Genomic DNA, 18,340 nt, shown 5'->3' on the forward strand with positions numbered 1-18,340 from the left:
CGTGGCTTAAACGTCAAGTTTGCGGCCGGTCAGCCACTCAACCATTGCCGGATCGCGATGCGAGAAGAATGCGCTGGTTGCGGTATCAAGGGCGGCAATCTGCAGCATGTCTGCAGAACTGAGTTCAAAATCGAGAACGTTGATGTTCTCTTCCATGCGTTCTTTTCGCACCGATTTCGCCAGCGAAACGGTGCCTCGCTGGAAGATCCAGCGCAGAACAACCTGACCGACGCTCTTGCCGTACTTCTTACCGATCGCCGTTAACACGGGGTGCTGAAACAGACCATTTTTGCCTTCTGCAAACGGAGCCCAGGCTTCCGGCTGAATGCCACGGCTCTGCATCCACGGCACAGCGTGCAATTGCTGGTTAAAGGGGTTAACTTCAATCTGGTTCACCGCAGGGACGACGCTGTTGAAAGCGATAAGATCGGCAAGTCTGTCAGGATGGAAGTTGCTGACGCCAATCGCGCGAATTTTGCCAGCCTGCTGCAGTTCTTCCATCGCGCGCCAGGCACCGTGGACGTCGCCGTAGGGCTGGTGAATCAGGTACAGGTCAACATAGTCCAGCTGCAGTCGGTTCAATGAACGTTCGAACTGCGCCTTCGCCCCTTCGTAGCTGGTATCCTGTAGCCACAGTTTGGTGGTCACAAAGAGTTCGTTACGTGCGATACCCGTCTGCTGCAGCGCATTCCCGACCTGGCTTTCATTCTGGTAGGAGGCGGCGGTATCGATCAGACGATATCCCGTATCGATGGCATCGATAACGGCTCTCTCGCATTCGGCGGCATCAGACATCTGAAACACACCAAAGCCCAGCAGGGGCATTTCAATACCGTTGTTCAGTTTTACAGTTTGCATGACGTTATCCTTCAGCTGTTGTCCGGAAAAAGCATAACGCAAAGCAATTTATTCTATTAGATGGGGTAATTAGCTAGGGTTTATTAGATGTGTTCATCAATGCTGTTGGCGTCTGACGGGCTGTTTTGCGTCAGAAGCGGACCTGACTAACATCACTGATGAATTAATCAATGGAGAGCAGGTCATATTTATAATATAAATTGACAGCTACGCTTAGTTTTACAGGAACATAATCGGTGAATATTACAGCCTCCATTGCCCTTTTGAGCGCATGCCCGTTTGTGAGTCTGGCGTCGGTGCCTGTGACCTTTTCCGAAACTTTCCTCGAGGCTCCCGGGCCAAAAGGTCCTTTGAAAGGCACGTTACTCACCCCAAATTCAACACCAACCGCAGTTGTTCTTATCGTCCCTGGCTCCGGGCCTACCGATCGGGATGGAAACAACCCGCCTGGAGTGAGTGCATCATCATATCGACTTCTTGCTGAAGGCCTGGCTGCAAAAGGCTTTGCAACGCTTCGTATCGACAAACGTGGAATGTTCGCTAGCGCAATGGCCGTAGAGGATGCCAATGCGGTGACGATTGCTGACTATGTTGACGACGTTCGATCCTGGGTAAAAGTGCTTAGACGTGAAATGCAAACTCCCTGTATTTGGGTTCTGGGACACAGCGAAGGAGGTGTTGTCGCACTAGCCTCGGCTCAGGAACAGGATGTGTGCGGAGTGGTTCTTATCGCAACGCCCGGGAGGCCGATGGGCGAGGTGTTGAGGGGACAACTTAAAGCTAATCCGGCAAACGCGCTGTTATTAAAGGAGGCATTGCCGATAATTGATGCTCTGGAGCATCGGCGGCGGGTCGATACAACGAATATACATCCAGCACTGCAAAATCTCTTTAATCCTGCGGTTCAGGGATTTTTGATCAATGTGTTTTCATATAATCCGAGTCAGCTCATTTCGACCATTACCAAACCCGTGCTAGTGCTACAAGGGCAACGCGATCTCCAGGTGGGAGAAACGGATGCAAGACAGCTTAAAGCCGCAAATCCTCAAGCGTCCCTGGTTATACTGCCCAATATGAACCACGTTATGAAAGAGGTGACTTCGGACGATCTCAAGGCAAATATCACTTCATACGCGGAACCGGCACTCCCCTTAGCTCCCGGTTTAATCGACTCGATTGGGAATTTCCTGATCCATAACTGACCTTTTTTCCGAAAAATAACCGTTGCCCTGGGATAAGTGTCCCGGCAAAAAAGCGATTCATTTTCAAAGTGTCCAATACTCTTTTAAAGCCTACGTTCGCTTATAGCAGACCGGGGTCCGCCATACGCCTGGGTGCAATAATATTAACTTTGGCGGAGCGACATCTAAGGAGTAACGCGCAAAATACCCGCGTACTATTCTCGTAGTATTAAACCGCCTGAGCCATCACCGATTTAAACTGCGCACGCCACATGTCGTAAAATTTCCCCCGGCGGCCCATCAGCGTAGCGAAGTCTCCATTTTCGATGACCTTTCCCGCAGACATCACGATAATCCGGTCGAACTCTTTGATGTTACCGAGCCTGTGCGTCACGGCGAGGACCGTCGTGTTAAGGGCGAGAATGTCATTAAATAGCCGATGCTCGGTTTCGGGATCGAGCGACGAAGAGAACTCATCAAAAATAAATAAACTGGCCTTTCGGTATAGCGCTCGCGCAATCGCCAGCCGTTGCCACTGTCCCGTGGAGAGCTCATCGCCGCCGAACTGCTTGCCCAGTCGGGTGTGCTGGTCATACGGGAACCCTACCTGTTTTAGCAATTCATCCACCGCGGGTGACGGGGCTTCAGCGTCGTAATTATTCAGGGCAATGTTTTCGCCCACCGTGAACTCGTATTTTCCGTAATCCTGAAACACGGTGGCGATCTGATTCCGATAGCTTTCAATATCCAGCCTGTCGAGCGGTACGCCTGACACCGACACCGCCCCTTCACTGAAGGTGTACATGCGCAGAATCATTTTTACCAGCGTTGTTTTTCCGCTGCCGTTATCGCCGAGAATAGCGACCTTTTCGCCGGGGGCGATTTCAAGGTTAACCCCATTCAGGGCGGGATGATTACGCCCCTCATACTGAAACCGGAGATTTTGAATGCTGAGCGCAAAAGGCGTTTCGGCGGGCAAGGTAAGATGGCCGTTTTTCACCGGTTCGATCTTATCCGTCATAAACGAATGATAGTGAGTGAAAAAACTGCTCATGCTGACGAGATTAGAACCATAGTTGGCTATCTCGTCGAGGTGCGATTTCATCATCACAATAGACTGGAACACCATCACCAGCGCGCCCACGGCAATATCGCTGGTGCGTAAGTTGCTTAAAAACAGCGTTACTCCGGCGAACAGCATCCCCAGGCTCAGCACCATCGCTGGCACGGGCGCGATGAGCGCGCGGATGCGCTGTTTGTGCATGCGTGAGTAGGTATTGCGGGCAGATACGCTAAATTTATTCAGCAGATATTTTCCAAGGCCGTACAGCCGGATCTCCTGCAAAAAACTCTTGTCCATGCTGACGCCATATACGTAGCGCATCGCAATCGCATCTTTAGAGGTGAGGAATAAGTCCCGCACATATCTCTGCTGAATACGCATATTAATAACGATCATCGGTATGGCGGAGAGCGCGCAAATGGCCGCTCCTGCTCCTGAATAGTTGAGCAGAACCAACAGCAAACTGCCGGCCATGATGGTTGCCCGGATGACGTAAATGATACAGATGATGAAATTAAGCGGACGATAGGCTGCTTCTTTTTTCAAATATTCCAGCTGCTCGTAACGCGCCTTGTTATCAAACAGGCTCAGGGAAAAGGAGTCGTTCATGCGGCGCATGATCTTCGCGCTGAAGTGATTGGTCGAAATCTCCGTGACATCCCCCTGAACAAGATTGACCAGGGGCTGCATAAGCTGCATGCCAAGGAGTGAGACACACCAAACTGCGACGTTCAGCATCAGCTCGCCGTCGGTGGTTTGCGCTGCATGCAGCGTATTGATTATCTGGCCGGTCATAAAGACGTTGAGGGCCGGTATCAGCCCCTGAAGCAATACAACGGCGATAAGCGCGGTAATACGAAGTGGACATGAAGCAAAGACGTACCTGATAGCCAGTAGCACTGACGACCTCCCTTGTTGCGGCAGCCATGGATCCTGTGATTTGCGGATAATAATAGATGAGAATGGCACTCAATTGCATAAATGGGATTTGTTGGGCAAGGAAAGGGTTGCGCTCCGCTTCTCGTCCATAACAGAAGTCGTACGCTTAGGACCTGTCCGTTTTGTGCCAGGAGCGGACGTTTATTTTTATAATCAAGTAAAAAAGAATCACTGATAAATATAAGTTTCTGCGTTAATTAGCTTTTAATTAAACTCCTCTGGGCTTCCTGGTTATGAAAGCCCGTTGTTTTTATTCATTATACTTCACCACTAATTAGTTTTTTTTCCGGGCTCACAACCATCCAGACAGCAACACCTATAATTGCCGCCCCTATAATGAAGCCATTGTTAACGATTTCGCCCAGCACAATATATCCCCACAGCATGCCAAACGGAGGAATTAAGAATGTCACTGTTAATGAACGTAACGGCCCGACATCGGCAATCAGACGGAAATACAATATGTAAGCAAACGCAGTACAGATCACTCCCACTGCAATTACGCTTACCCATGCCTCTTGCTGTAGCCAGTCAACAGTAGGGCCAATGCTGGTGCTCCAGAGAAAAAAAGGCATCAGAAAAATAGATGCCCCCATCTGGCTACCGAAGGCGACAATTTTAGGATCGAGTCCGCCTTTGTTGGAAATCCAGCTTCGTGTCAGAAAACTGGCGACCCCATAACAACCGGTAGCGATGAGACAGGCAATAACACCGGCAATTTGCTTATCCGCAGACGATGCTTCACCAATTGTGGTGATCACAATGATGCCGACAAGTCCCAGGAGCATGCCAGCCCATTTTCGGAGTGTCAGTTTTTCCGCAAAACATGAAAATCCAACGAGTGCCCCCATCAAAGGCGTTGTTGCATTCAAAATGGCTGAATACCCGGCAGGTAGCCATTTGGCCGCAAGGCAATACATCAGAAAGGGCAACCCGGAGTTAATCACGCCAAGTATCACTGAGGACTTGAATTTACCTTTAAAATCAAAAGAGGATTTAAGCATAAACAAAATAACCGCGAGGCCTGCAAAGCCAAAAAACACCCGCAAAAAAGCGGTGTTAATGGCACCGAATTGCGGCACAGCTATACGCATAAAGAGAAAGCTCGCCCCCCAAATAGCGGCAAGCAGGAGTAACCGGAGATAGTCAGCAACACGCATAACAGTTCCTTTTTCTTTGAAGGGGAAGTAACAACGAAACTGTGAATCATGCCAGACATGTCGACAAACAAGATTTTTGTTTATACTTAAGATTTTCTAACTTATAAAGCACAATATCTGATGAAAATCCCACCTTTACATGCGCTTATGTGTTTTGAGTCTGCGGCCAGACTTATGAGTATGAAGGCCGCTGCTGAAGAATTATGCGTAACGTCCAGCGCTGTCAGCCAGCAGATTGCAAAACTGGAAAACGTGACGAACACTCGATTGTTCATACGCAGTCCTCGTCGTCTCGAACTGACAACTGAGGGGCGCATCTATCTGAGGGCGATACGGCCCGCTTTCAGCCAGATAGCAGAAGCAACACAACGCTTAACGAATGATGGAAAGGCAAACAAAGTAACGATTAGTTGCACAAGTGGTTTTGCCATTCAATGGCTGCTGCCACGGCTGCCTGCATTTGAAAAAGCCAACCCGGGTGTGGAAGTACAAATCAGTACAACCAACAGACAGGTTGATTTACTGTCTGAAGGGATTGATTTCGCTATCCGGCACGGCGCTGGTAGCTACCCTGGAATGGAGTCTGAGTGCCTGGTGAACGATAAACTTCTCCCGATCTGTAGCCCCCGATTAATTGCACCGGAACACGAACTCTCATCACCGATCGATATTGCAGAGTACACGCTGTTGCATGATGAACACCGGCTGGACTGGTCCGTCTGGTTTCGTGCACTGAGTATTGCCAATGTGAATACTGACACTGGTCCTGTTTTCGTCGATTCCAACGGCGTGATTGAGGCCGCAATCGCAGGTAAAGGTATTGCGCTTGTTCGCAGTGCTCTTGTTCAGGAAGAACTTGCAAGTGGCTTGCTGATTAACCCGCTGAAAATGCCGGTTGATTCGCCGATTGCGTACTACCTGGTGTACGAAGAGTCCGCTATATTGCAGAAGATAAGTCGCCGGTTCCGTGACTGGATTACAACAGCAGCCAATAAATACCCAGCGATACAAGGTGAGAGAAAATAAAGATGTTGATTCAGGTTCAATCTAATTCATAAGGTCACAAATTCCGTTCCTCGCTCATTGCACACAGCTAAGGGCCAAAACTAACACTAACCTTATAATTGAAGCGACATCGCGTTGCAGTCACTTTGAACATGGCACTGCTTCATTATTTAGACAGCGGTATCAGGCATGATTTTTCTCCACCATTCAGGTTTCATATCTTGAAATGAGTGAAATTGTGGCGAAAACAAGGCGCGCTCGTTGTGGTCAAAAATACCGCTAAGCAAAGCAATCACCGGAGCGTCATCGATAGCGCCGACAGAGGTGCCACACCGGGCGCAAAATGCCCTGGATGAAGCCGTGGATGAGCGGAACAGGGAAGGCACTCCCCCTTCGCCAGTCCATTCAACATCATCCGAGTGGAATTCAAGCCATACTGCGGTCTGGCAGCCAGAATGCTTCTGGCATATATCGCAGGAGCAGGAATGAGAGGAAGAAGGGTTCACCGCTGTGAATCTGATAAACCCACATAAACACCCACCAGACAATTTCTTATCCATACCAGTCGATCCCTTATCAACGCTAACAAAGTGTTAAAGATAGCATCGACCCGTTGAACTCACAGCTCAAAGCAGACAGTCACGTTCAACATCCCTTCGCCACGATGAGGCCACATTAGCCTTTATAAAGCCGATGTTCTGAGCCCTCAATAATGGAGGCTCAATATTATCTCGTACTATGGCAGCTATTTTTCTTTCAATAAATTACCCACCAAATCAGCAACCTGCATCTTATTGAGGTCTGATAACGGGAAGTGGGTATTTCCTTTCCCCCTATATAAGGAAGGTGCGTCGTGCAGATGGTCAGCGTGTCCGCAACGTCATTCCCGCATCAATAAATCAGCCGCGTATCGCCTCTAGCCAACCGGCTACCGTCTCCGTGGTTCTGCGTTCCTGATCGCATTCAATGACCAGCGGTTTTTCCCGACGAGCGGCCGGAGCAAGGACAGCGAGGATATCCTCGCTGTCACCTTTGCCGTAGCCGCCGTGGGTAATGAAGGGGATGAGTAATTTACCCGCAAGGTTGTGGGTACTCAGAAAGGTTTGCACCACGGGAGGCACGCTGGTTCCCCAGATGGGGAAGCCTAAATAAACAGTCTCATAGCGCCCGATATCCGCGACGCTATTTTTTAATGCCGGCTTTGTTCCCCGGGCACGCTCGTTTTTTGCCTGTTCAACGGTCTGGAAATAGTCCTCCGGATAAGGCGCAGCCGGTTCGATTGCAAACAGATCGGCTTTCAGGCTGCGATGAATGACGCCGGCAATCACCCGCGTATTCCCGCTACGTGAAAAGTACGCCACCAGAATACGGCTGCTGCCCCGAACGTTGGCGGCTGCGGACGCCGCCGGCGCCAGCGTGACGCTAGCCAGCGTAAGCCCGGCCAGCGCCGTAATTAACGCTCTGCGGGTGGGATCGTGTTCCATACCGGTTCCTCTAACTGCTCGTCAGCGCCTGCTGCAGCGCGCGTTCGGCCCGCATGGCGGCATCGTTTTCACCATGCTCGCGCAGTACCTGCGCCAGCTGGCGCAGCTGTCCTGCCGTCAGGCCGACCCGCATGCTTGCCCGCGTATGCGATAACAGCTGCGCTTCAACCCCGGGCGTAGCCGCTAATGCGCCCACCGTTGCCAGCTCGCGGCTTTGCCAGTCGAGATTATCGCGGGCAAAAATGTCACCGAACAGGTGCGTTTGCAGGAACTGATTAATGACCGGCGCAAAATCAAAAAGCGGCCCCTGAACCGGAGCCCCGGAGATTTTGGTCTGATTTGCGGTGCCGGTGTGGAGAAGTTCCTCCCCGACGGGAACCGGTTTGCCCGGTTCTTTACCCTCAACGTCTGCGATGCCGCGCTGCTTGCGCGCTTCAACCACTTTCATCAGCTCATTAAGCGCATTCAGGCTGCGGGGGAAACCCGTATAGGCATAGAGCTGGACGAGAATCTCTTTGGCTTCGTTTATCGTGAGTCCGGCGTCCAGACCCTGATTAAGCGCAGCATTAAGCTTATCCATCTGACTGCTGGCCATTGATGCCGCAATCAAAGGGATAGCCTGCTGTCGGGCAGACAACGAGTCTGAAACGGTTTGTTCTTGATTCATTTCTGTGGCTCCTTTTGTCACCGGCGCGGCATTTGCCGTGAGGCTAAAACCCCAGGTCAGCAGTGCCGCTGCCGTTAATGCCTTAACGGGCGTGGTATTGTTCATCCGTCACTTTCTCCATCCAGTTCACGCTTTTGCCATCCACAATCCCGGTTATCGCCAGATGCGTCATGGCGCTGCCCGGCGCTGCGCCATGCCAGTGCCTGACGCCCGGCGGGCAAGAGACGACATCGCCAGGGCGAATGACCTGTACCGGCTGGCCTTCCTGCTGCGTAAGCCCTACGCCGTAGGTCACAATGAGCCTCTGACCCGCAGGGTGCGTATGCCAGGCGGATCGCGCTCCGGGCTCAAACGTGACATAAGCTGCGGAAACGTTGATGTCGCTATCCGGCCTGAAGAGCGGATCAACCCGGACGCGGCCGCTAAAATTTTCCGCCGGCCCGGATACCGCGTTCTGGCTACCGGCGGCGGCAATATGGACGGCGGCATTTTGCTCCGCGGCCGAGGATGTAAAAGCAATGAGCGGCAGCAGTAGCCCGAGGTAGCGTAAACGTTGAGTCATACAAAGCGTCCTTATCGTTGGAAGGGGATGGCCTGCGATGATTCTAACGAGGGGGCGATGTCGTCAGGCTGACGAACGCCTGACAATTGCGTCAGCCTGGCCCGCCAGCCTTTTTGCCTCCCCCGCCCCGGCGAAGGCGCTGCCGGTTTTTTTATCCGGCTGCATTGCCAAAGTCAGTCCAAACGTGTTGATCCCCCCTTCGCTGCGCGCAAAGACGTCCCCCCGATGCATAATCGCCACGGCACGGACGATCGATAACCCCAGCCCATGATGCGTATCACTCCGCGCACGAGATGAGTCGACGCGATAAAAACGTTCAAAAAGCCGACGCAAATGCGCCGCCGCAATGGGATCGCCTGGGTTCGAAACCTCAACGCAGGCTTGATTATTCTTTGCGCTCAACCTGACGGTAACCGTACTTTTAGCGGGCGAATGCCTTGCGCTGTTTTCCAGCAAATTGGCCAGTGAACGGTGGAACAACCGCCGGTCAATATGCGCGGTGACATCGCCTTCAACGTCAAGGGAAAGCTGTTTCTCAGCAAAGGAGGGTTCGACATACTCCGCTGTTTTTAGCGTCTCCTCACGCAGGGAGACCGGCGCAAGCTGGGAGGCATGTTCGCCCGCGTGCGCATGGGACAGAAACAGCATGTCGTTAACGATCGACGTCATTCGCTCAAGCTCTTCGAGATTTGACCCCAGCAACTCTTCCAGCTCATCATGCGAACGTCGACGTGAGAGCCCCAGTTGCGTCTGGCCAATCAGATTGGTCAGCGGCGTACGGAGTTCATGGGCAACGTCGGCGTTAAAACTTTCAAGCTGTCGCCAGGCGACCTCCTGACGCTCCAGCACTCCGTTAAAGGATGAGGCTAGCTGCCGTAGCTCTCCGGGCAATGCGTTGGTATCCAGGCGCTGGCCGTAATCCCCCGGCGCGAGATGCTGCGCCTGTTTACCGAGCGCCCCCACCGGCCGCATACCAATCCTTGAGACCATATAGCCCAGCAAAGCGACGATAAATACCCCCAATGCGGCAATAACCAGCAGCGTATGGGTGAACGCATCGAGAGTGCCCATGTACGGCGTGGAGTCGATGGCAACCACGTAGCGTAGCGCAGGTCTTTCGCCGTTTGCGGGGATAGTTTTTACTAACAGGAACAGCGAGCATGCGCCTTCCGATGCGCCGGGCGCTTTATTAAAGCCCTCCCGCAACGCGGACCACTCAACCCCAACCGGCGGCGTTCCCCCCACGCTGAATCGTGGATTATTGCTCACTATCCAGTAGCGAACGCGCTCGCCTTCTGAATTGGCCAGCACGGTGAATTTATTGGCCAGCGTTGACCAGCCGTCGGCCGAGGTACGCGCGGCGATCCACGGGCTCATTAATGACTCACGGAATAACAGCTCGTTGTGCATCTGCTTTTGCAGCGAGTCGTGCAACGAGCTTCGCAGCAGAATGCCGATAACCGAGACGATCAGCAGTGCGGATAGCGCGAACATCAGCGCCAGATGGACTGAGATGGAGCGTCTGGCCATGCTTATCCTCTTCATTTATTCAGGCCTGACTTCGAGGACGTATCCCATACCGCGTACGGTATGAAGTAATTTAACGGCGAACGGGGCATCCACTTTGGCCCGCAGGCGTTTAATGGCGACCTCAACCACGTTGGCGTCGCTGTCAAAGTTCATGTCCCATACCTGCTCAGCAATCATCATCTTCGACAGGATTTCTCCCTGATGACGGGCGAGAAGGCTCAGCAGAGAGAACTCTTTGGCGGTCAGCTCCAGCCGCGAACCGGCGCGAAACACCCGGCGAGCCAGCAGGTCGAGATGCAGATCGTGAATTTGCAGCTGGGTGATATCAACTCCATCCGTTGACCGGCGCCGCACCAGCGCCTGAATACGCGCCACCAGCTCAATGAGTGAGAACGGTTTGGGGAGGTAGTCATCAGCGCCGAGGCGAAGCCCTTTGACGCGCTCGTCAACCGATCCCCGCGCGGATAGCATCAGCACGGGGGTTTGTTTACTGGCCCGCACGCCCTCAAGCACCCGGTAGCCATCCATTCCCGGCAGCATCACGTCGAGGATTATCGCGTCGTAGTCGAATTCCAGCGCGTAGTGAAGCCCTTCAGCGCCATCGGCAGAAACATCCACCGTAAATCCGGACTCACCCAGCGCACGGCTGAGATAGGTTGACGTTTTTTCTTCATCTTCGACTAACAGCAGACGCATAACGAGACTTCCTCTTAACCTTTCAACGGCGCTTCAACATCGGAATAAACCTGCACGGCATCCGGCAGCCGTTGGCCCTGGATAGCGATCGCATCCAGCGAACGGCTGAGCTCGGCCATCTCGGCGGGCGTCAGCGAGACTTCTGCGGCAGCCGTGTTTTGCCGCATATGGTCTTGGTTTGTGGTGCCGGGGATCGGGACAATCCAGGGTTTGCGAGCCAGCAGCCATGCCAGCGCTATCTGACCTGGCGCGGCATTTTTTCTTATCGCCCAGGCTTTCAGTAACTCAACCAGCTGTAAGTTGTGCGCGAGGTTATCGGGCGAGAAGCGCGTTTCCGTCGCGCGGAAATCACCGGCGGCAAACCGGGTATTCTCATCAATCCAGCCGGTTAAAAACTGCACGCCTAACGGGCTCCACGGCACAAACCCAATTCCCAGCTCTTCGCATACCGGAAGCACGTGCTTTTCCGGTCCCCGCCAGAGCATCGAATATTCGCTTTGTACGGCGGTGACGGGTACGGCCGCATGGGCCCGCCTTAACGTATTGATGCCCATTTCCGACAGTCCCCAGTGCAGGACCTTTCCCTGATCCATTAAATCCTTAATCACGCCGGCGACATCTTCGATCGGAACCTGAGGATCGACCCGGTGCTGATACAGCAAGTCGATGCGATCGGTCCGCAGGCGTTTGAGCATATTTTCGACAACCGCTCTGATATGCTCCGGCCGGCTGTTGAGGCCCGGCAGGCGCTTGCCGGTCTGCTGATCGATGTTCCAGCCAAACTTCGTGGCGATAACGATTTTATCCCTGAAAGGAGCTACCCCTTCCCCGAGGATCTTCTCCACTTCGAAGGGACCGTAGGCTTCGGCTGCGTCAAAAAACGTCACGCCCTCATCAAATGCCCGGCGAATAATATTCACCATCTCGGGACGCCACGGGGTAGAGGTGTCGTATTTACGGCTCATGTTCTGAACGCCCAACCCCACGGCGGAGACTTCCAGCTCCCCGAGCCTGCGTCTGCCCGGCGTAGCGGAGCGCTGGCTGCCTTGTCCGGATGAATCCGACGAAGAGGATTTCCCTGCTGCCAGGGCGTGGGGAAGCAGTGACGCCGCGGCGATGCCGGCTCCGGCCGCTAAAAGCTTACGTCGCCCGGGCAGCGCCGGATTGTTTTGGCTTTTCATGGTTCGCTCCTTTTCTGCGCTAATTGAACATCAGCCTCGTGTAATCTGCGGTCATTGTGCCGCCTGATTGCCAACATAAAGCTGACGGTTGCCTGACAGCCCTGTCAGAAACTGGCGCCTGCCAAACCGCGGCTTCCTGACAAAAATGTTATTGGCCTGTCACGATGCTGACAGTCCTCGCTCCCTACTCTGAATCCGCAATTTTGATCTTGCGGACCTGCATGGACAGGCCGTTACTCGTTGGGAGATACCATGAAATTCACGCTGTTAAGCGCCATGCTGTTTACGGCAATGGCCGGAATCACCTCGGCCCATGCGGCTGATTACAAAAAGAATCCGTTTACTCTCGTCTATGACGGCGCCATCACCGAAAACGTCAAAGGCAAGGTCAACATCCACCCGGTGAAATACGATCTGCACGGCATCCAGATTGCCGCGAACGTCTATACGCCGGCCAACTACGATCCCGCGAAAAAGTACCCTGCGGTTGTGGTTGCCCACCCTAACGGCGGCGTAAAAGAGCAGGTTGCCGGGCTGTACGCTCAGCGTCTGGCAGAGCACGGCTACATTACGATTACCGCCGATGCCGCCTGGCAGGGAGGCAGCGGGGGGATGCCTCGCAGCGTGGATAAACCCGCTAACCGCATTGAGGATGTTCACGGGATGGCTGACTACATCAGCCAGTACCCGGGGGTGGATACTTCCCGCCTCGGTCTGCTTGGCATCTGCGGAGGCGGCGGGTATTCACTTGTTGCAGCAGAAACGGATAAGCGATTCAAATCGATTGCTACAATCAGCATGTTTAACTCAGGGCTTGTACGCCGCAATGGGTTACAGGATTCGCAGCGGGATACTATCCAGCAGCGGCTTCAGCAGGCTTCTGACGCGCGCGCTCAGGAAGCCGCCGGAGGCGAAATTCTTTACTCCGGCGATGCAAATCTGACCGATGAGCAGATCGCTAAATTACCTTTTGCCTTATATCGGCAGGGCTACGAGTACTATTGGAAAACCCACGCCCACCCGAACTCAACGTTTAAATACACCACCAGCAGCCTGCTGGACTTGATGAACTTTGACGTGACGGACCATATCAATCTCATCAATAAACCACTGCTAATGATTGCCGGTACAAAAGCGGATACGCTGTATATGACCGAAGATACATTCGCTAAAGCCACCGGCACGAAGGACAAAGAGCTCTTCCTGATCGACGGCGCGACCCATATCGAAACGTATTGGGTTCCCAAATACGTTGACCAGGCTGTGCGGAAGCTGGACGTCTTCTTCGATAAGAATATTTAATTCGCCGCCGTCACTATCCCGGCCGGCCTGACGGGCCGGCCGTTACTCATATTTATTCGCCTGACGACCCCCAGATTAGCGAAGTCACGGGGAAAGATAATTACGCCCATTAAATAGGCGCTATGAATGACATTCATAAACCCGAACGGGAGACGTCAGGTGAAGGTTATTTTTTTATCTGAATGGTCAGCGCCATTAAGGCGCTGGCGGCCGTAAACGCCGCAATAATCCAGCCCATGGTCCACGGCGTGCCGTCGCTGAACAGCGCCAGCAGCAGCGAAGAGATGATGCCGCTACCGTACTGCAGCGCCCCCATCAGCGCCGATGCGGAACCGGCAACGCTCGGTACGGCGTCCAGCGCGCACGCCGTAGACGTTGCAGCAATGATGCCGTTCATGGAGAAGAAGACGAATACGGCTCCTGCGATCGCGCTAATCCCCCCGACTCCCAGCCCGCTTGCGACCGCCAGGACTATTGCGGCAAGGGTAGCGACGAATACGGCAATCTTAAGTAACGCTTCCAGCGGATAGCGGTGAACCAGGCGGCGGTTGACCAGGCTCACCGCCATCAGTCCGACAATGTTCACGGCAAATAGCCACCCGTAATGCTGCGGGTCAACGCCGAAGTACGTGATGTATACGAACGGGGAGCCGGTGATAAAGGCATAGGCGGCGACGTAGTAGAACGTCAGGCACAGCGTACAACGCATGTACTTGCCATTAGTCAGTAATGCGTAATAGTTACGAAAGGCGCTGGATACCGACGCCTGCGAACGTCTGTTTTCAGCTAATGTTTCCGGTAGCCAGAATAACGAAACCAGCATCAATGTTCCGATAACCGCCAGAAGCCAGAAAATGGCGTGCCACGACGTCACTTTAATCATTTGCCCGCCAATCAGGGGGCCGGCAATCGGCGCGATGGCCATGATGATCATCAGGGTCGAAAGCATCTGCGCTGCCCGGGTGCGGCTAAAGAGGTCGCGGATCATCGCCCGCGCCAGCATCGGGCCGGTGCAGGCGCCTAAAGCCTGAAAAACGCGCCAGAAGACGATTTGCACGATATCCGCTGATAACGCACAGCCCACAGAACCGATAACAAACAACGCCATACCGATGAACAGCGGCAGACGCCGCCCGAAGCGATCGCTAATCGGCCCCCAAATCAGCTGAGCAATGCAAAAACCAATAAGAAAACCGGTGATGGTCAGCGCTGCATCGCCCTGTAAATCTTGCGCCATGACCGGCATTGCGGGGAGATAGATATCGGTTGATAGGGAGGTGACAGCCATTAATGCGCTGAGAATAAGTACAAATGCAAGAGTGGTTTTTTTAGCCGTCGCTGACTGCGTTCGTGCCTGTGGATTAAGCATGGTGATCCATCTGGAGATAATGAGATAGACGCATGTTAACCGGTTTGTGCCCGCAGATAATCGCGGGCAGGAGGATAGCCACTATGAGCGGTATTCATGAATACTTCGCGGGCCTCAGTAAAGCAAGTAGCGATATACCGCCGCCGTTACCACGACATTCAACATCACGCTGATAAAGAAATAGCGCCTGAAGGGCTGCTTTTGCGTCTTATGCCGAAAGAGCTGCTGGCCCATAATCGCCCCAGGCCATCCCCCCACCAGCCCAAAAACGAGCAACGTCAACTCGGGGACTCTGCGCCAGGCTTTGCGGGCCGCCATTTTATCGACGCCATAAATCGCCAGCGTCAGCGCGTTAACCAGTAAGAACCACATAGCCAAAGCATGGGGAAGAAATAAGCAGCCCAGAGCCGCTAAGCCGAGAAGAATGTAACAAAAGCGATTGAGGTTCATTAGCCAGAGGTAACATTTATAAGCTGAAACAGGAGGCCACTATACCTCTGGACGATGGCGATGTGCAGACCTCAAAGGATCTGTCGATGTTAAAGACCGTAAAGGAAAAAGGTTAATCGCAACGATCGGCAACCCGTTTTCCCGCTTCAATTTTGCGCTGTTCAGGATAGTACCGTTCATGAGTACTTTTTTAAGCCATCGGAAATAGCTTTGAGAGGCTGTTAAACCCTGGTGATTTAACGAGCCGGAAAAGTGTGATCTCTGTTATCGGTAAAAGATCGCTATTCTGCCTGCCGTGGGGCCAGGAATGGATAAGAGCGATCTTTACTTGCGGTACAGACTTCCTGAGCGCTGATGACGATCTACCCGCGGCTGCCTAAATCGCGATCCTCCGGCTCCCCAACGAGAAGGCGAGTAAGTTCATCGCAGCGCACGATGCGCCCGGACGCCAGGGTAAAGCGCGCCATCACGGCAATTTCGCTCTGCTGGCCGCTCTTTTTATCCACTTTGACATGGTGATGAGTGAACACCGTATTCTCATCGCCGGCTATGGCCAAAACCGAAAGGGTCATGCCTGTAGTCAGCGCCTTAAGTAAGGCCATATGCCCGACGAATCCTCGATAGTCGAGGCTCTTTCCATCCACCTGCTGCTGATAGTCAGGAGAGAAATAGAGGGCAATTTTGTCCTCCTCGTGCAGCGGGTTCGGAATGATTTCCCGCAGGGCGTCCATAACGATCTGACTTTGTTTGTTCATCTTATTCCTTAATTAATCTATGCGAAGCGCGGCGACAGGTTGAATTAAGGTTAGAGGTTCGCGGTCGTGGTACGATAGCCGTATCTGGACATTATATACGGCCAATCAGCCATGATGATGCGCATCGAAACCTTTGATTATCAGCGCGGCCATGTCACAGAGTGGCATGAACATAACAGCGGTCAGATCTACTGGCTTAAAGCCGGCATCATGGTGGTTGAGACCGGCCAGGCGCAGTGGACGGTCACGCCGGGCTCGGTGGGATGGTTTCCCGCCGGCCTGCGCCACAGGGCCCAGGTGCCGGGCAAGCTCAGCGGGACAAGCCTCTATCTTCATTTATCGACCTGCGCGAGACTCCCGCAAACGCCCGGGATCTATGGTAGCGATAGCTTTGTTCAGGCCCTGCTGGAGCGCCTGTGCGCCGGCCCCCGGCCGGGCTTTCCCACTGATTACTCGTCCAGCCTGCTGTCGCTGCTGGCGGCTGAAATCGCCCACGCGGCCGAACTTCCGCTCCAGCTGCTTTTGCCGACCGATCGCCGCGCGCGTAACGTTGCCGACCAGCTACTGGCCCATCCGGATAACCTGCAGACCCAGGCGCAGCTGGCCCAGCGCTGGGGGATCAGCGTTCGCTCTCTCAGCCGCCTGTTCCGCGAACAAACCGGCCTGAGCTTTTGCCAGTGGCGACAGCAGGCTAAGGTGGTCACTTCGCTCCAGTGGGTGCTGGCAGGGGAGCCGATCGCCGAGGTCGCCGCGCGCAGCGGTTACGCCAACGTCAGCGCCTTTATCGAGGTATTTCGCGAGCGGTTTGGCCACACGCCCGGTCAGCTACAGCTCGGTATCGCTAAATAACCCTTTGTCGACGCAGAGCGCCCGCCCGTCCCGGCGGGATTCGCGCAGCAAAAAAGCCGGCTAAAGCGCCGGTTTGCCAGCCGCATTAGGCCATTGACAGCGCTAACTGTAACGTTACACTAAACCGTTGTAGTTTATGAATCCCATCAAAAAAGCGATGCTGAATGCGACGAAGACTCTGCCATTCACAAATTGCTGCAAAGGAGATGTATGGCAAATATTCGTGATGTCGCAAAACACGCCGGCGTTTCGGTGAGTACCGTATCCAACGTGCTTAACGGGCGCACCGATCAGATGCGCGTTGAAACCCTGGCGCGTATCCAGCACAGCATGCAGGCGCTGAATTACCTGCCGAATCGGGTCGCCCAGCAGCTAAAAACGGGACAGGCAAAAATGATTGGGCTGCTGGTGCCCTCGATCGTTAACCCCAGCTTTGCCTCGCTGGTCCGCGAAGTGGATCTGGCCGCGAAAAAGCGCTTTTATCGGGTGCTGATCGGCAACACCTATCGGCAGATTGAAGAAGAAGAAGCCTTTATTGCCGATATGTTTGCCCACGGCGTGCGCGGGATTATCGTTGCCGCCTGCGACATTGAAAAACCGCATTTTGCCCAGGCCGCCGCGCAGGGCATGATGATGGTGAACTACGACAGCCGCATGCCCACCGGCGTTGAATCCGGCGGCCTGGCCCTCGACAGCGTCTCGATGGATAACATCGAAGCAGGCCGTATGGCCGCGGAGCATCTTATTGCCCGCGGATGTCGGCGCCTGATCTTCACCACCGTCGCCGGCATGACCTCCAGCCGGGCGCACAAAATTGAAGGTTTTCTTAGCGCGGTGCGCCGCCACGGTCTTTTTTACGACGGAATGATTGTCGAAGAGAAAACGATGGCGGCCTACGGCGACACGGAAATGACCGAGCTGGGTCGCTCGCTGGCGAAAAAGATCTGCCAGCAGTCGCAGCGTCCTGACGGAGTTGTCGCCATTAACGATGCCCTGGGCATTGGGCTGATGGCCGGCCTGCACGAGGCCGGGATCAGCGTCCCGGGGGAGATCTCGATTATTGGCATTGATAATATCCCGCTCTCCGGGCTGGTTTATCCCGGGCTGACCTCCATCATGCCGCCGCTGGCAGAGATGGCCGAAGTGATGGTCGAGCGGTTAATTGAGCGGATAGAAAACCCGTCGCTTTCGCCGGCAGAGTTTCTGTTCCCTCCCGCGCTGGTCTGCCGGCAATCGGTACGCGAGGCGCCCGCTTCCTGAGGCTGGCGCGTTCCGTTGCAATAAAAAGA

Annotated in this window: 18 protein-coding genes and 1 pseudogene; 5 read left to right on the top strand and 14 right to left on the bottom strand. The window is 53.9% G+C overall.

Going from position 1 to position 18,340, the window contains the following annotated elements; genetic code table 11:
* Positions 1 to 6: 6 nt before the first annotated feature.
* On the bottom strand, positions 7 to 858 hold the full coding sequence (locus QFI97_RS23070) for an aldo/keto reductase (protein WP_095105465.1): 852 nt from the start codon (positions 856 to 858) through the stop codon (positions 7 to 9).
* A gap of 236 nt (positions 859 to 1,094) precedes the next feature.
* Here QFI97_RS23070 and QFI97_RS23075 point away from each other — a divergent pair, with 236 nt between their 5' ends.
* Complete coding sequence (locus QFI97_RS23075; protein WP_095105461.1) at positions 1,095 to 2,060, top strand: alpha/beta hydrolase; 966 nt, start codon at positions 1,095 to 1,097, stop codon at positions 2,058 to 2,060.
* A 208-nt stretch (positions 2,061 to 2,268) separates the two neighbouring features.
* On the opposite strand, the gene QFI97_RS23080 is transcribed toward QFI97_RS23075, so the two are convergent.
* Both QFI97_RS23080 and QFI97_RS23085 read right to left on the bottom strand, forming a co-directional pair.
* A complete protein-coding gene (locus tag QFI97_RS23080; RefSeq protein WP_346432048.1) occupies positions 2,269 to 4,002 on the bottom strand; it encodes an ABC transporter ATP-binding protein in 1,734 nt (577 codons plus the stop codon).
* 296 nt (positions 4,003 to 4,298) lie between these two features.
* On the bottom strand, positions 4,299 to 5,201 hold the full coding sequence (locus QFI97_RS23085) for a DMT family transporter (RefSeq protein WP_346432049.1): 903 nt from the start codon (positions 5,199 to 5,201) through the stop codon (positions 4,299 to 4,301).
* Positions 5,202 to 5,321: 120 nt separating this feature from the next.
* Here QFI97_RS23085 and gcvA point away from each other — a divergent pair, with 120 nt between their 5' ends.
* Complete coding sequence (gcvA, locus tag QFI97_RS23090) at positions 5,322 to 6,227, top strand: transcriptional regulator GcvA (protein WP_346432050.1); 906 nt, start codon at positions 5,322 to 5,324, stop codon at positions 6,225 to 6,227.
* A 149-nt stretch (positions 6,228 to 6,376) separates the two neighbouring features.
* Here the strand turns inward: gcvA and QFI97_RS23095 are convergent, their stop codons facing one another.
* The 8 genes and pseudogenes from QFI97_RS23095 to QFI97_RS23125 all read right to left on the bottom strand — a co-directional run bounded on the left by QFI97_RS23095 (position 6,377) and on the right by QFI97_RS23125 (position 12,326).
* Positions 6,377 to 6,766 (bottom strand): GFA family protein, encoded by a 390-nt coding sequence (locus tag QFI97_RS23095; RefSeq protein ID WP_331833633.1) that lies wholly within the window; start codon positions 6,764 to 6,766, stop codon positions 6,377 to 6,379.
* A gap of 185 nt (positions 6,767 to 6,951) precedes the next feature.
* A pseudogene (locus QFI97_RS23555) lies at positions 6,952 to 7,067 on the bottom strand (alpha/beta hydrolase); the annotation flags it as partial.
* 38 nt (positions 7,068 to 7,105) lie between these two features.
* The gene (locus tag QFI97_RS23100; RefSeq protein WP_331833634.1) at positions 7,106 to 7,690 is read right to left on the bottom strand and encodes a flavodoxin; all 585 of its coding nucleotides are present in this window, start codon (positions 7,688 to 7,690) and stop codon (positions 7,106 to 7,108) included.
* A gap of 10 nt (positions 7,691 to 7,700) precedes the next feature.
* Positions 7,701 to 8,462 carry a carboxymuconolactone decarboxylase family protein gene (locus QFI97_RS23105; RefSeq protein WP_346432051.1) on the bottom strand — a complete coding sequence of 254 codons (762 nt, stop codon included), beginning with the start codon at positions 8,460 to 8,462 and terminating at the stop codon, positions 7,701 to 7,703.
* Positions 8,440 to 8,919 (bottom strand): (R)-mandelonitrile lyase, encoded by a 480-nt coding sequence (locus QFI97_RS23110; protein ID WP_331833636.1) that lies wholly within the window; start codon positions 8,917 to 8,919, stop codon positions 8,440 to 8,442. The genes QFI97_RS23105 and QFI97_RS23110 overlap by 23 nt, the downstream gene beginning before the upstream one ends.
* 63 nt (positions 8,920 to 8,982) lie before the next feature.
* Positions 8,983 to 10,449, bottom strand: coding sequence for a heavy metal sensor histidine kinase (locus QFI97_RS23115; protein WP_346432052.1), 1,467 nt, complete (start codon positions 10,447 to 10,449; stop codon positions 8,983 to 8,985).
* 15 nt (positions 10,450 to 10,464) lie between these two features.
* Positions 10,465 to 11,145 (bottom strand): heavy metal response regulator transcription factor, encoded by a 681-nt coding sequence (locus tag QFI97_RS23120; RefSeq protein WP_095105447.1) that lies wholly within the window; start codon positions 11,143 to 11,145, stop codon positions 10,465 to 10,467.
* A gap of 14 nt (positions 11,146 to 11,159) precedes the next feature.
* Positions 11,160 to 12,326 (bottom strand): aldo/keto reductase, encoded by a 1,167-nt coding sequence (locus QFI97_RS23125; protein ID WP_331833638.1) that lies wholly within the window; start codon positions 12,324 to 12,326, stop codon positions 11,160 to 11,162.
* Between the two features lie 252 nt (positions 12,327 to 12,578).
* Here QFI97_RS23125 and QFI97_RS23130 point away from each other — a divergent pair, with 252 nt between their 5' ends.
* Positions 12,579 to 13,628: an alpha/beta hydrolase gene (locus tag QFI97_RS23130; protein ID WP_331833639.1), complete on the top strand. Its 1,050-nt coding sequence runs from the start codon at positions 12,579 to 12,581 to the stop codon at positions 13,626 to 13,628.
* Between the two features lie 166 nt (positions 13,629 to 13,794).
* Here QFI97_RS23130 and QFI97_RS23135 read toward each other — a convergent pair whose 3' ends face one another.
* From QFI97_RS23135 to QFI97_RS23145, 3 genes are all read right to left on the bottom strand, one after another.
* The gene (locus QFI97_RS23135; RefSeq protein WP_095105438.1) at positions 13,795 to 14,997 is read right to left on the bottom strand and encodes a multidrug effflux MFS transporter; all 1,203 of its coding nucleotides are present in this window, start codon (positions 14,995 to 14,997) and stop codon (positions 13,795 to 13,797) included.
* Between the two features lie 114 nt (positions 14,998 to 15,111).
* Positions 15,112 to 15,447, bottom strand: coding sequence for a DUF1294 domain-containing protein (locus QFI97_RS23140; RefSeq protein WP_095105435.1), 336 nt, complete (start codon positions 15,445 to 15,447; stop codon positions 15,112 to 15,114).
* 362 nt (positions 15,448 to 15,809) lie between these two features.
* Positions 15,810 to 16,202, bottom strand: a complete 393-nt coding sequence (locus tag QFI97_RS23145) for a nuclear transport factor 2 family protein (protein ID WP_346432053.1) — start codon at positions 16,200 to 16,202, stop codon at positions 15,810 to 15,812.
* Positions 16,203 to 16,313: 111 nt separating this feature from the next.
* Between QFI97_RS23145 and QFI97_RS23150 the strand changes: the two genes are divergently transcribed.
* Together QFI97_RS23150 and QFI97_RS23155 are read left to right on the top strand one after the other, a co-directional pair.
* Positions 16,314 to 17,051: an AraC family transcriptional regulator gene (locus QFI97_RS23150; RefSeq protein WP_346432054.1), complete on the top strand. Its 738-nt coding sequence runs from the start codon at positions 16,314 to 16,316 to the stop codon at positions 17,049 to 17,051.
* A 192-nt stretch (positions 17,052 to 17,243) separates the two neighbouring features.
* Positions 17,244 to 18,311 carry a LacI family DNA-binding transcriptional regulator gene (locus QFI97_RS23155; RefSeq protein WP_223261848.1) on the top strand — a complete coding sequence of 356 codons (1,068 nt, stop codon included), beginning with the start codon at positions 17,244 to 17,246 and terminating at the stop codon, positions 18,309 to 18,311.
* Positions 18,312 to 18,340: the final 29 nt, after the last annotated feature.

Source organism: Klebsiella scottii (assembly GCF_036561945.1).
In the GTDB taxonomy this organism is placed as follows: Bacteria; Pseudomonadota; Gammaproteobacteria; order Enterobacterales; family Enterobacteriaceae; genus Klebsiella; species Klebsiella scottii.